Source organism: Bradyrhizobium sp. Arg816, from assembly GCF_029989365.1.
In the GTDB taxonomy this organism is placed as follows: domain Bacteria; phylum Pseudomonadota; class Alphaproteobacteria; order Rhizobiales; family Xanthobacteraceae; genus Bradyrhizobium.
In genome coordinates this window covers 23,094-36,586 of sequence record NZ_JAPRAQ010000043.1, presented here as the reverse complement: position 1 = coordinate 36,586, position 13,493 = coordinate 23,094, and the positions used below count along the sequence as shown (strand labels likewise).

Here is a 13,493-nt window from a genome sequence, read left to right as displayed (position 1 = left end):
GCAGGACGATTACAACACCGTTCGTCCGCACAGCGGGATCGGCAACCTGCCGCCATCAACTTACGCCAGGCTAACAGCGTCCGACATGCAACGGGACGGGACGCTGCGCTGTGTCGAGGGCTCCGCGTTCCGTCCCGTTGCATCACCAAGCCACACAGGCTCAAATGACCAAAGGATTCCGCCCATCGCTGGATGACCTTTGGGGCTCAGGTCAGCCCGTCAAAACGAGCATTTTCAGTGGACGCGCGAACCCGTCAGGCGGCTATCATGGTCAACATCCTTCACTCACGTCCTAATGCATTCTCGTAGTTGAGCGCAGTTCCAGCTGCCCTCAGAAGGCATCATGCGGTGAATCGCGCGCATCCACACATTTTCCCTATCGGCGCCTGGCATTCTGCAGCTCCGCCCCGATCGGCTCGAGACTTGAACGCTGATCGGCGCGGAATTCCGGATTGCCTTCGCCCCACCGGATTCGGTCCTACAAAGATCTATGAAGATAGTTCACGAAGGAAGACTTCTAGATTGCAGATCAACCAGAGTTGTTTTCCGAATGTATCGTTCGCCGCTTGAGAGTGGCGTGCATACCATCGCCGGAGAGCGCCAATATCGAGATAATCGGCGATCGCGGGAGAGTCTTTGAAGACTAAGTCACGAAAAGGCGCCGAGCTCTGCTCCGTCGCCCACTTACCTAACGGCAACGGAAATCCGAGCTTCCTTCTCGTGACCACACTTGCGGGTAGACGATCTCTGTAAAGCGTGCGCAGCGCGGCCTTGGAGACGTCAAGCGTTTCGCTAAACTTCTCGATCGGCGTGAAGGCCGCCTGAAACGGGGCGAAGGCATGTTTCCAACGCAGATGTTCTGAGAACGACATGCGCAGAGCCAGCGCAACGATTCGGTGGTCTGTGAATGGAACGCGAGACTCCACCCCCGCCGCCATTGTGGTGTTGTCGACCATTTCGAGCAGCGCCGGGAGATGATGCCGTACAAAGAACTGCCTTATGCGCTCGACCGGAGTGGCGCCGCCTGAATGGTAGGCATTGCTCATCCAGCCAATCAGCTCCGCATCGTGACCGATGTCCTTTCTCCATGCCGGTGTCGCCAGCCCCAGCTTTTCGGCTTGGGGAAAGTAAGTGTAGCGCGCAAGAAAGAACTCGAATTCGCTCGCTTTGAACTTGGGAAGGCCCAGATGGCGTCGCGCCGGGCGGCCAATGACGTCTGGCAAAGCGGCCAGCAGCGCCTGTCGACGAAGGTCGAAGGACAACCTGAAGATCCGGCTATATCCAAGGAAAATTTCATCGGCACCTTCGCCGGTAAGGAGGACCTTGTGAGAGTGGCTGACCGCCCGCGCAAGCAAATACATCGCCGCTTCGTTGTGCATGCCGATTGGATGACCACGTAATGCGGTAAGGCGCTTAACGACATCCAGGCTCGTTGCCCCGGGCAGCCGAACCAAGACGTGGGCGAGCTTGAGGGATTTCGCAACCTCGACCGCATAAGGGCTTTCATCGTACACATCGTCACTTACGATTCCAGTAAAGCATGTCGGCTTTTGCGACGAGTGCCTTGAAAGCTCGAAAGCCAAGACACTCGAGTCGAGCCCTCCGGAAAGCAGCGCCGCGACTGGAGTGTGGGGCAGCAAATGTTCCTCCACGGCGCTGCCAATCAACGTTTCGAGAGAATTGCAATCACTACTCTCATCGAGGTTGGCAGGATCCCACCAACGTGTGAGCTCGTGCGATTGAGCCGTGATTTTCAAACAGGTTCCAGGTGGCAGCTTCCGCACATCTGCAAATAACGTCCTCTCGCCGAAGACGGAACGGTAGGAGAGAAAGCTTGATAATCCAACCGGATCGAGCTTCGAGCGGACCCTTGGCCACTGCAGGATGGCTGACGGCTGTGAGGCAAAGACAAGGCCATTGTCCGCGCGAGCGTAGTATAAAGGCTTAATTCCGAGCCGATCTCTGACAAGGAACGCCGTCCCGGTCTTGCGATCGTGGATTGCGAAAGCAAACATTCCCCGCAGACGTTTGACGCTATCAATCCCCCAACAAGCAAATGCCTTGCAAAGTACTTCCGTATCCGACTCTGTGCGAAATCGGTATCCGCGCCGGAGCAAGTCCTGCCTTAACTCACGATAATTGTAGATCTCCCCGTTATACGTGACGGCTAGCCCGAGCTCCTCATCGAGGAACGGCTGGTTTGAGCGAGGATCCGGATCGATAATCGCGAGCCTTCGATGCGCAAAGGCAAAGGAAGAGGTCACGCAGCTACGACTCGCGTCGGGGCCCCGATGGGCCAGCGTCTGAGCGCAGCGCGCGAGGTTCCGCTCGGTCACTGACTCATCAGTGATTCGTCCGATGAATCCACAAATCCCACACACAGCTAGCCTCCTCTGCGTGCTAAAGACGGCTCCCCAATCGGTCGGGTCGCCGGCTCGCCGGCATCTCTCGATAGGCTGGATGCCTACAAAAACAACCTCCAGCGCTCGGGCCCCGGTCAGTCATGAGCGGCAACTCGCAGGCACACTTCGGCCGTCGCGGACGTCCACGAGAAGCGCGGTCTCATATTTGGGGCCTGCTGCTGCGCTGCGCGCCAAGTCAAACCTTGCCCCTAGAGCCCTCCAATGAGCGTCCGAACCTCGTTGGTCAGGACTCGTTCGACGAGCCATTTCGGAGGCTCAATCCGTGGGGGCAGATATAAAGCGCGGTAGAGCCGCTCGAGCTCTTCTCCGCTCCGCGGGACGTCCGCCGATTCCAAAAGTCCGGTCATCATGCGCATGTAATAGAAGCGAGGCTTGCGCTTATCTTGAGTGATCAACTCGTCTTGTGAGCGACAGTTGGCCGATCTGTCCAACAAACGGAGCCACACCTGACAGAAGAGCGCGTACCCATAAAGTTGCGCTCTGGTATCTAAAGAGAGAGCTGTCTCTGAAGGCAGCACGGGGAACTGCAACTCGCCGATAATATCGCCTCTGTCGACTTGCTTCGAAAGATAGTGGACAGTCACCCCGAAGCTCTTGTCATCATTGAGTATGGCATGCGTCCGCGCAAAACTGCCGCGATATTCAGGTAGCGGGGCGGGATGAAGATTAATGCCTCTTCCGTCAAATCGTGCAAGGATATGGGCCGGGAAAATCTTGTTCCACATGACGCTCACGAGAAGCGTTCCGAGAGGAACGTCGTCCATCGACTCGAAAAATGGAATTCCGAAGCGGTCTGCGACTTGCCAAAGCTCCTCATTGGTTTCATGCCTCCACCAAGCTTTCTCGTACCGGGAAGCGCCGAGAATGCCAGCGATGTGCTCTTTGCCGCAGGTCTCGATGACGAACAGAAGACAACGGGTCGCAAGTCCCCTGGTGCCAGCAAATACCACGCTCTTAGTTAAGCTCGACATTTCTCGTCCTTACGACATTGCAAGCCCGCTTATTGACCCGCTCTATTCGTAATCAGCAGCCCGGCGGACGCAGTGACCGCGACGCCGATGGTTATCACATGTACAAGACTGCCCGAGGCTTTGATCTTGAACGGCGCGATGTGGAGCAAGGATAGCGGTACAAAGAATGCAGGAAGAACCACACCTAACTCAAGCGGCGCAATAGTGTGGTCAACGAGCAAGATCCCCGCGAGCGCTGGCAGAGCGTATGAGAGTGGTAGACCGGTCGAACGACCACGCTCGTCCAATCCGAAATGGTCAAAATAGGCCAGACGAAGAGCTCCGATCAATAAAAGGAACGCTGTGAACAACGGAGATGTTGGAGACTCGATAAAAGATGCGATGACAATCGCCGGGATGACTGATCCAAAGATGAGGTCCGAGAACGCATCGAGAGCTTTACCGATGGCTTTGGTGGCCATCGTCCGTTTCTTGGTGCGCCGGGCAATTTCGCCGTCGACATCATCAGCGATGATCGCCCAGAGTCCGAGCGCTACTCCCGCCTCATAGTGTCCTTTCACCACGAGCCCTATCGCTGCGCCAGAACACAGGAGCCCCACGGCAGTAACGGCATTTGCGCGGTCAGATAGGTATGCGATCATCGAACCTCGATGTTACTCTTTCTGCCGAGAGCGATCGAACTCTCTGCCTTGCGGCTGGTCGCCAACCGCAACTTAAATTGGGCTAGGTCCGAAATGTCCGCAAACTACCGATTCTGGTAGGACCGCTTAATGGTTCCGCGAAAGACGGCAGCTCTTCCCTTCATCCGAAATTGGACGAGGCGGGCTCGAGCTATCGTCAGCCAACTTGACGCCTTTTCGCATACACGCTGCTGTTCAATCGCCTCGAAAGGACCGCTAGCGGGCGCTGCTGACAAGCCCCAGGCAAGACGCAAAATGGGCGGAACACCGCGGCGAATGGCGGTCGCGATCGCGATGACCAACTCTAGAGTACCAGATAATCCCAACGTGCAGCTCGTCAGCTGGGGGACAGCTGTCATTTAGAGCTTTGGCCCCGCGAAGCCGAGATACGTCTCCCATTCGGCGCTGCAGTTGGACCGCTCCGTTGATCGCCCCTCTCGCACACCACGGCTCTCCGGAATGCGCGAGAACGTCGAGGTCGGCATTATAAGCCTAAGCTCAGACACTTGCGATCGTTCATCTAAGCTGGCGGACGTCTATTGACGATCCAGTTTACGTCGGCCTCGCCGTCAGGCCAATCAGCCTACTTCTTCAACGGTCTGGCTCCCGCTTCGAACGGGCACTCACGCGTGCGAATGAGAGCGTGCTTCCTACTGCGCAGACGGCTAGAGAGGCCAAGGCAAGCCCCACGCCACAGTTGGTTTGGACGAAATTGAAGAAGAATGGCGCAAACGAGGCCGTCGACAATCGGAAAGCGGTGATCAACCCGACCCGTGTTCCATACCCGTCCGGTCCGAAGACTGAGAGCGGCAAGCTTCCACGGCAGATGCTGTTTAGACCAGAGCTAAACCCAACCAAGGCAACGAAGATTGCAATTCCGACGAGAGAGTGAGACGCCAGTATAATGGTGAATGTCGCCGCCGAGAGCATAACGCATGAGAGAATGGTGAGTTGAATAGGGGATATTCTCTCACTAAACGATCCTGCAAACAGCCGTACTGCGAGCTGTGACGGGCCGAAGAGCGTGGAAACCAAGGCTGCCTCCTGCAGGTCTAAGCCGATCGACGAAAGGATGGGAATCATCCGGCTAAGTAATGCTGAAAAAGCAAATGTCGTCAGCGAGAAGCCTACCGTTATGAGGACGAGGTCAATCGGCTTGGAAGAGGGCTTGTCTTGCGAGCCACAGACCGTGCTCTGTTCTCCAAGCCTTGCGGAGGACTTCCCGAGAGCCAATTGGATTAAAGGGAGGGCGAGGAGAACATTGCAGCCTCCATAGATCCAACAGACTTGCCTCCAGGATATCGACGTGAGCAACAACGAGGTCAACGGCCAAAACAGCGTTGACGAGAAACCGACGATCAATGTCAAGGCAGCCATTTGCCATTTCGCATGCACCGCATCTCGCTGTACCAAGAACACGAACGCAGCCTCATAAAAGAGAAATGCCGACGCAAGTTGCATACCGAATAGGGCGATTGCAAAAACGACCGCATTCCAAGAAACTGCTGCAACTCCCAGGCTCGCACCTCCAGCGAATGAGGCGACTCTCATTGTCTTGCCTGCGCCGTATCTGTCCATGAGGCGACCGGCAGCCAGCGCTATCAGCGCACTGGCAAGCAAAGCTAAGGAGAAACAACCGAGTATCCACTCCTCTGTGACTGCGAGGTCACGGGACGCCTCTTTTGCAATGGCCGCCACGCAATAATAAAGCGTGCCGTAGCTGATAATTCCTGCACCGCCCAGCGCCGCAACGATCAGCCTATCATCCTCCCGGACGGGTCGTGATCTTCTCGGTTCCGGGCGCATATGCCGAGTGCCTAGATAATGCGGAGCACCTGCGCAAATAGGCCCTGTTCGCCCCTGATTTGTCCGATCAGTTTCGTTCCAGCCATGTGATGATGCGAACGACGGGGCGGGCCGACTGTCAACCGCCGTTCGGGCGGGTTGTGACGCCTCGACCACGCACCTCGCCGGCAGGCCTCTATGTAACCTTGGTCTACACTAACGACACTATCAAACGGTCCGGCCCGCACTGCATTCCGGGCAGCCAACGACGCAATCAGCTTGGCCACGGCCAATGAAACTATGCGAGCATGGACTGGGCTGACTTTCCGGCGAAGACGATCCTTCCTCAGCATCTGCAGTTTGCTAGGACTTACCTTTAAAGCACCGGCCCCTAGCGACGACTTGCACATTTTACACCACCGGTAATGATTTGTTCAGGTACGCTCAGCGCGCCAACTCGCTTGTCCGAATTGCCGCCTAAAGGTAAGGCCGCTGTACTTGGCTGCGGATGCACCCAAGTGAACAACGCCCGTCAGGCTGCCATCGCGAAGGGTCCCTTCGAACTCATAGTCTAAGCCCAATGGATCGCCCGGCAATTGTGAAAACAGGTTCAATTTCGATCCAATTATGTTGCCCCGGCAGTTGCCCGAGACCTCCGCGCCGACGTGCGTGCCCGCAATATTTTGGCGATCCTGTCGCAGCATGAACGCATGGACAGCGCTGCCGTGAAGAAAGTCGATATAGACCTGCCATGCTCCCGCCAGCTCCTCGAAAGCGCCCTCTGGTGGTGCCGCTGGCGCTAAAGGCGGTTCTGTAATGGCATGAACGATCGAACGGCCTACGATCTCGGCTTCGGCTTTGGTCAGATTGGTCGGATCGACTACAATCCGTTGCGGGCGTTGCCAACAGTCGTGCAACACAATGCGTGGGCGAGCGCTGGCCAGCTTTTTAACGATCAGGTCGGTGTTCGCCGAGAATGATTTAACCTCCCAAGAAACTGCTATTCGTGGATTACAGAATGCAGCGTCTGGTTCTAGCTCTTCGACAGAGAGGCCAGGAGCGCTCAAAAACTCGCGCTTCATTATCGAAATGCACTCGCGCCATCTTTCCATCGCACGAGCAGCCCCTCCCTTTACCCATTGCTCCAACGCGACGTAAGCGCCAATGATCTCGTCTTTTCCGACCTTCATTGACCGACCAAACGATTGGCCAGGAGGCCCATTCAGGTACGCAGCTCTGCATAATCTTTCCGAGCCAAGTAAGAAGCCAGTAGATTGAGGTCCGCTGATATACTTGCCGCCTGAATGGATCAGTAGATCGGCTCCATTTTGAAGCCAAACGTTGGGAAATCTTGGGGCTACTCCGGCCCCGTCCACAATCAGCGGAATTCCCAGTTGTTTGGAGCGCAGAGCAATTTGTTCGAAGGACAAGACCGACTTTGGAATATCTGAGGCAACAACGCATATTGCTGCGATCTTCTCAATTTGACGCTGATCCAGGTCTGCGGCGCGGCCGATAGGAAGCACCATACAACCGACTGCTCGAATTGCATGCTCGTAAGCCATTCGCTGATCAGCAGCGACAATTACCACTTTCTCGCCTCGTAACGGGAGCTTCAGCATCTTTTCTGGATCGTTACCAGCGACGCAAGCAGCAATCGCCTGACTTACTGCTGCTGCGCTTCCAGCGGTCACGAGACCCCATTCGGCACCGGTGAGCGCAGCCAATTTCCGTCCAACCGCTTCCGCCAGTTCATTCAGAACGACAAAGCCTTGACCCGAGGCTTCCATTGCGGCGAGCACAGACCGCGTTGGATTGCATCCGCCGTAAGAGGTACGTACGCCGGTGCAATTAACGATCGGTTCAACGCCGAGAGCCCGGAAAACTTGACCTGCAGCGGGGCCGTCATGCGGCGCACGCTCGCAATCATCTAAGCTCATTCAAGTACCTCTCTAACACTTTCGGTCAGAGCCGACGCCGATCGCACTGCTGACGTCAAGGAAACAAGAGTAGCTCGAGCGCGTACAAGATCTGGACCCTGCTCTACTAGCACTCGCCGTCCAGCAAAGGCGGCTGGGGTCAGTCTTCGCAACCTTCTTCCAAGGGTCGACAAGGACTCGCGCATAGCGTCGGAGCTTCGATCTATGCTCAGCATCTAATAGCATGCGATTTGACGGACGTCCGTTGTGCGGCTTTCCCTCCTCCGCGCCACCCATGACGGCACCCCGAAGCATGATGTCTACTCGGCAACTCCTTCCGCGTCGCAAGCAAGAGCATCAAAACTCGTGCCACTTCGCTGATGCGGCGGACTCCCGCTTTATTTCTTCTCAATCCGTTCGGCTCTGCGACACAATCGAAACACGAGTGTGGCGAACCTAACAAACCTGACAAAGCGTCGTATCGCTTTACCGTTAGCGAGCTTTTCCCATTCCGATGATCGGAGCGTGAGTGCGTCATGTTGAGGCTTGTCCAGTTGACGATGCAGATCGCAATTCCTGGGGCGTGAAGCAGTCGGCCGGCTAATTGCCGGTTCTGGTCGCATCTCAACGATCGCCGACAAATCGCCATCGTTCGCCGATTTTGACCGTTGAGCGGCGTCAGCAAGGTGCATCATGTTTTCGGCACTTCAGGCGCAGGGAGAAAACTCTCGCTGCTACCGCTCGATTCTGCGTCCGAGTGCATCTCGAGCCCGCGAATCGCATTCCGGACCGCTCGTGACACTGAGCCAGTCGCGCGCAGGGCCGAACGCCCCCGCCGTCGGAGTTCGGCCTATTCTGCGCCGTCCACGCCAGTCTCAAGACCGCCCTTCTGGTCGAACGCAAAACCCGTCGACATGGCGCGCTCTCCAGCCAAGAGTTCACCGCGCTCGCCAATTAGTTGACTTTGGGAGAGCTTCTTCAAGCTTCCGCGCGGCTACTGAGGATGGGGCGATGGCCTTCTCACGCCTAAATCAAAACAAACGCGAGCGGGCTAGAGCAGAGAAGCACGACACCGGCGGCGGCAAGGGCCAAGAGGCTACCCGAAACAAGGTCATAATTCCACATGGAATGTCCTCGAAAACGAATACAGCCGCCGCCCTCTCGTGTAGTCGGCATTTTCGTTCAGATCCGACGCACAATTTCTTCTCTTGTGGGGAGCGAATGCATGATTTTCATCGTTGTCAGGGCAATGTTCGCTATTTTGCCACCCGACGAAAGGCGCATGGATTTCTTGAACTCTTGCGCCAGAGCTGCGCCTCGCGTGCTGCAGGTCTTCAAATATCCCTTCGCTCTTGACGCATCGGATGTGAGCCGCTTCATAGTTGCGATAACGTTCTCTGACTTATTTTGTTCAATGCGCGTTCTTTTCATTCTTCTTGCGGTCTTTGCGATCTGTTGTCGGCACGCGGTCAGCTCCATGCTGACTTCGTGCCGCGCCCGACTGCGCCCATGCCACCGATCAACGTACCATAGCCCTAGGACCTCGGCGGCCAATAACCTTACCTGCTAGCTTTATTGAGGAAGCATAGTGAGGCCGCTCAGACTTTCTACTACCGCTGCACCGTAGCTTTTGTCGCCAGCACTCTGCCCGCCGTCGCATGAGGTCCGCTAGGTCATTCTTTGGTTGCAGAACTGGCTCAGCGGCGCGCAAACTGAGCTTAAGGATCTGATCGGAGACACCTCTCTATTTGCGATCTCAGCCTGAGCCGACGACTCCAAACGCGCCAGAAGGCAAGGACTCCTATCGGTAGCACTTCGTCGATATCGGCATTGAGCGGTCGAGCTACGAAGTGGCTCTCGATTGCAAGGACATCAACAGCCAGGGCAGATGCGTAAGGCTTACCTGCGGCCATTGCAACTTTAAAGTAACAGTTCGCGCTCACAAGAAGACAGATCGCGGGCGCTCAAACTCGTTGTTCACCTTGCTGGAGATTCGGATCAGGCCCTGCATGCAAGCAAACGCCAGGGCGATCGAGGCGGCAACAAACTGCACATCGTCTTGCATGCTAAGCGTTCCGACGGCAGGGCATACACTCGGGCGTCAACGTTCCACAGCATGTGGGATGACTCTCTGGTCGACCTGCAGGCATATTCGTGGGGCAGTTACGCCGACGCGTTCGACGTCAATCCGCTGCCGACGGTAGAAACGGCCGTCGTATGACGAAGCGCCCATTGGTGCGTGGGCGAACGATGCAGACGTCTTCGGAATAAGGCTTATCAGCTTTTGCCGCCAGGACACCTGTCCACAACGACACGGGCCATCTCGTGGACATTACGCTTTAGCTTCGAGTTGACAAACTCTCTCTCGAAGCGTGGTGCCAAGCTTTAAGCTCGGCCGCCATCGTCGGCGCTCGCATCTTGTTTGGAACGGACCGCTCGTGAGAGCGACGGCCACATCGCGGCAGCGGAGTCGCCGGGATAGGGGCAAGAGGAGAGCGCGCGGAAGCTGAGATTCGCGGTAACTCTCACAAGCTACATTACCGGACGTCGTATCGCGTCATCGACAAGAGCGCTCAGGCGCACCGAGGGCACGGAGGCTGGTCCGTTGAGTGGACGATTGATTTTGATCTGCCGCCCGCCCCTGAGCTTTCAGGTATGCGCTCTTGTAAGCCACCGCCCCATGATCACGTGGAGCGCGATCACCTATCGAAGGCAGTCCAGACCGTGAGTCGCACTTGACCGACGACATCACGATAGTCTGTTATCGCCACATGCCCGGCGCCTGGCGAAGCGCATCGAAGCCTATCTGCTTGAGACGCTCGCGCGTTCTCTCTCCTTTGCTAGCGGCTTCCAGAATCTTTGAGGCGACATGTGCACGGACGCCGCTCTCACTCCGAGAAACGTTTACGCAGACCTCTTCGAGGATCTCCCGCAGAAGTGCGGTCGTAGTAGCATCCAACATCGGAGACCTCCCCTACTTGAACAGCATGATAGCACAGCGCGTTTCCCTCGTTGAATGGATTGAGCAACCGAAACTCCGATACCGTTTTGCGTTGAATTTCTCGTCTGCGTCAGCGCCAAGCTCCTTCTGCCTCCTGTGACGTTCCTAACACTTTCCCCGCTTGTACCGGTCGTTTGCTGGCCGATACCGATCCCTGGATTCATATTGCCTTGCAAGCCCTAGCGAGACGGCGGTCGTGGACGAGCTGAACGTACCCCTAAAGCGCCAAAATTCCTCGATTGCGTGTACTTTTTCGACGAATCCCAGCTCAGCGATTGTGCGAAGTTACGAAGCATGTGAATCGGAGTGGTCGGGTGCAGGAGACCTCCAAAATAGAGGCGGCGACTGCGGGGAGTAGTGGTGGCCGGATGGTGAGCTACGCGCGGTACTTTGCTGATTGCATTCAGTTAATCCACAGCCTTGTTCCTGTCGAACTTTGCATGCCAAAGTTTGAGGACCGAGCACCTTGCATAGAATGGCGGCGAGCTCGTCCACACGTCCTTGAAACAGACCTGGTCGCGATGAGGCCAGTTAGTTCACGCGCGAGATGAGGTTGATCAATGCATGCCTGAATGATCTTCTCCAATTTCGCGCAGCTGCGCTTGGCATTACCGGGACACAAATGATGCTCTGATGACGCTGGCGGATGGGGACGAAGACAAGGGGGTTCCGGTCGACGTGCTTGCAACCTGATCGGGATTGATCCTTCTTTCGTCACCACGCAATCGAAACTACTGGAGAGGAAGAGGTTGCTGCGTCGCAGGCCATGCACGCGGGATGGCCGTGTCGTACATCTTTCACTGGCGGACCACGCGGCGAAACGTCTTGAGATCATCGCCGCACAGCAGGAAAAGCTCGATCACTTCGTTTTTGGGGATCTTGTTGCTGTTCAGGAGCGGGTAAGCTCGCCAGCAGGCTTAGCGCTCAGGCATCGGCTGCAGAGGGCTAATCTGGAAGACCAAAACAGTCCGGCGCGTAATCCGACAATCCTTCGAATGCGCGAAGTATTCTTTGTGTCGTTCGAACCTGATGTTCTGATGATCCGCTCGGGAGTAAGCCGGTTCGTTAGCGCGGAACTGATGAAAATGAATCAAGAGGGAGGGTCAACTGGATCGTCTGAGCGGTCACGCCCTAGACTACCCGCAAACTCCAGAACCAAAAAACTGACCGAGACCATGAAAAGGCGCGCTTTGAAGGTCAGAAAACCCGAGCAACGTCCTCCTCTATCCTTCTGAAATTGATTGCGCCGCAATTCTTATAATCTGATCGCGTGTCTCAACGTCGTTACCGTGGCGTTGTTGCCAAGTCGAGGAGGCCTCTGGTTGCCGCTTATAGGCTGCACTGCCCCACTGGATGGCAGGTCCGCCATCCAGCGCATGATGCATGCAATCCTGCACGGGTCATCACCCACGACCCAGGAGATCGCTTTCCAGCTTTTTGCGGCCCCGCATGGCGGACCCCAGGATACGGAACGATACAGCAGTCGCCGCTCAAAGCCCGCGCGGGAGCGCATCGCTCCACGGAGCGTAGCAGGCTCGGCAGCGGTCGTGGCCCGAGTTGTCGGCACTGTTCAAACCAGACCGGCAAACCTCACCAGGTTGAATTGGGCGCAGGCCAAGCCGACCTTGCAACGGCTGAGTCCGGAACACGGCGGCGCGGCGTATGCCGCCGCCTAGCCTCTAATCGCGATCGCGTCGGAGGCTTAGCCCGGGGGAGCGAGCTAGTTGCGTCGTGTAACGGCAACTTGAGCCGCGGCCCATTTCTGCAAAGCCAGCCTTCAAATACAACGCTGAATTTGGGCTACGGCTCCACACCGGTTGCTTGGGCGCCCCTATCTCAAGTTGCCCCCAGCCCTTAGCCGTACCGACGGCCACCGCCGCCTCGATGAGGCCCATCGCGACGCCAGACGAGCGTTGATCCGGTACGACGTAGAGCTCAGTGATGATGCCGTAGGTCCCGCGCGCAAAAAGGGAGGCGCTTTCCGTCCTCATGATGAGGCCCACAGCACGCTCCTCGGCAAAAGCGAGAAATCCGTGAACGCGCTCTTTCATCGGGAGCAGCTCGGCGACCAGCTGAGCATCCAGTTCGGCCTGCCCGTCGCTGGCCTCGAGTTCAGTAAGTAGATCCCCAACCATCTGCGTCACGGTTGTGGCGTCATCGACAGATACTTCACGCGTGGTCACCATGTCACAAGCACCTTCGACCAGAAGAGGAACCACAGCACCGGCATAGACGAGAAGGTGCAGCAGCATGGCCAGGCAGATATGCCTCCATATTGACGTTCAGTTGACGCCTCTGTTCGCTCCTCTTGAAGACGACAGGCGTCAGTGTCACCCGCGGCCGTAGGGACCACGAGAGGCTTGAAAGTGGACGCGACGCTTCCAAGCAAAGCCTTGATGATGACTCGGGAGCATCCATCCGAACATCCGCCACCACAATGACGCTCGTGACAACACGAACCACATTCTTGCCCCGCTCATACCCTCTAGTTCGAATCCCAGCCGACCTCATTTCAACTCGTCAGCGCCCCTTGCGAGCACCATTGACGAACGAATAGTCTCAGAGAACAAGGGACCAAGCAGTCGAAGACGAACTCTTTTTCACCGCAACCGGAAAACCGGTTTTCTAAGATTCACGCCGGGCAGATTGTTTGTTGCAGGGGGGCCGCCTCGGCTTTCGCAGGGCACTCCAGATTCCGTGACATCCCTTTATGA

9 protein-coding genes and 2 pseudogenes are annotated in these 13,493 nt (G+C 56.6%); 3 read left to right on the top strand and 8 right to left on the bottom strand.

Going from position 1 to position 13,493, the window contains the following annotated elements:
• A pseudogene (locus OWC48_RS44375) lies at positions 1-196 on the top strand (IS3 family transposase); the annotation flags it as partial.
• A gap of 292 nt (positions 197-488) precedes the next feature.
• Here the strand turns inward: OWC48_RS44375 and asnB are convergent.
• From asnB to OWC48_RS44345, 6 genes are all read right to left on the bottom strand, one after another.
• Positions 489-2,381, bottom strand: a complete 1,893-nt coding sequence (gene asnB / locus OWC48_RS44370) for an asparagine synthase (glutamine-hydrolyzing) (protein ID WP_282525678.1) — start codon at positions 2,379-2,381, stop codon at positions 489-491.
• 230 nt (positions 2,382-2,611) lie between these two features.
• Positions 2,612-3,394, bottom strand: coding sequence for a formyltransferase family protein (locus OWC48_RS44365; RefSeq protein ID WP_282525677.1), 783 nt, complete (start codon positions 3,392-3,394; stop codon positions 2,612-2,614).
• Between the two features lie 29 nt (positions 3,395-3,423).
• Positions 3,424-4,035 (bottom strand): CDP-alcohol phosphatidyltransferase family protein, encoded by a 612-nt coding sequence (locus tag OWC48_RS44360; RefSeq protein ID WP_282525676.1) that lies wholly within the window; start codon positions 4,033-4,035, stop codon positions 3,424-3,426.
• A 630-nt stretch (positions 4,036-4,665) separates the two neighbouring features.
• The gene (locus OWC48_RS44355; RefSeq protein WP_282525675.1) at positions 4,666-5,880 is read right to left on the bottom strand and encodes an MFS transporter; all 1,215 of its coding nucleotides are present in this window, start codon (positions 5,878-5,880) and stop codon (positions 4,666-4,668) included.
• Between the two features lie 413 nt (positions 5,881-6,293).
• Positions 6,294-7,799 carry a PLP-dependent transferase gene (locus OWC48_RS44350; protein ID WP_282525674.1) on the bottom strand — a complete coding sequence of 502 codons (1,506 nt, stop codon included), beginning with the start codon at positions 7,797-7,799 and terminating at the stop codon, positions 6,294-6,296.
• A 1,161-nt stretch (positions 7,800-8,960) separates the two neighbouring features.
• Positions 8,961-9,257, bottom strand: a complete 297-nt coding sequence (locus tag OWC48_RS44345) for a hypothetical protein (RefSeq protein WP_282525673.1) — start codon at positions 9,255-9,257, stop codon at positions 8,961-8,963.
• A 511-nt stretch (positions 9,258-9,768) separates the two neighbouring features.
• Here OWC48_RS44345 and OWC48_RS47270 point away from each other — a divergent pair.
• Positions 9,769-9,999, top strand: a pseudogene (locus OWC48_RS47270) (hypothetical protein); the annotation flags it as partial.
• Between the two features lie 540 nt (positions 10,000-10,539).
• Here the strand turns inward: OWC48_RS47270 and OWC48_RS44335 are convergent.
• Entirely contained in the window at positions 10,540-10,740 is a 201-nt protein-coding gene (locus OWC48_RS44335; RefSeq protein WP_282525671.1) for a hypothetical protein, read from the bottom strand.
• Between the two features lie 788 nt (positions 10,741-11,528).
• On the opposite strand from OWC48_RS44335, the gene OWC48_RS44330 reads away from it, so the two are divergent.
• Complete coding sequence (locus OWC48_RS44330) at positions 11,529-12,014, top strand: hypothetical protein (RefSeq protein WP_282525670.1); 486 nt, start codon at positions 11,529-11,531, stop codon at positions 12,012-12,014.
• A 444-nt stretch (positions 12,015-12,458) separates the two neighbouring features.
• Here the strand turns inward: OWC48_RS44330 and OWC48_RS44325 are convergent, their stop codons facing one another.
• Entirely contained in the window at positions 12,459-13,031 is a 573-nt protein-coding gene (locus OWC48_RS44325; protein WP_282525669.1) for a GNAT family N-acetyltransferase, read from the bottom strand.
• Positions 13,032-13,493: the final 462 nt, after the last annotated feature.

Coding starts and splice junctions, on each gene's coding strand:
- OWC48_RS44365 (WP_282525677.1), bottom strand. CDS start 3,394: ATGTCGAGCTTAACTAAGAGCGTGGTATTTGCTGGCACCAGGGGACTT.
- OWC48_RS44360 (WP_282525676.1), bottom strand. CDS start 4,035: ATGATCGCATACCTATCTGACCGCGCAAATGCCGTTACTGCCGTGGGG.
- OWC48_RS44355 (WP_282525675.1), bottom strand. CDS start 5,880: ATGCGCCCGGAACCGAGAAGATCACGACCCGTCCGGGAGGATGATAGG.
- OWC48_RS44350 (WP_282525674.1), bottom strand. CDS start 7,799: ATGAGCTTAGATGATTGCGAGCGTGCGCCGCATGACGGCCCCGCTGCA.
- OWC48_RS44345 (WP_282525673.1), bottom strand. CDS start 9,257: ATGGAGCTGACCGCGTGCCGACAACAGATCGCAAAGACCGCAAGAAGA.
- OWC48_RS44335 (WP_282525671.1), bottom strand. CDS start 10,740: ATGTTGGATGCTACTACGACCGCACTTCTGCGGGAGATCCTCGAAGAG.
- OWC48_RS44325 (WP_282525669.1), bottom strand. CDS start 13,031: ATGCTGCTGCACCTTCTCGTCTATGCCGGTGCTGTGGTTCCTCTTCTG.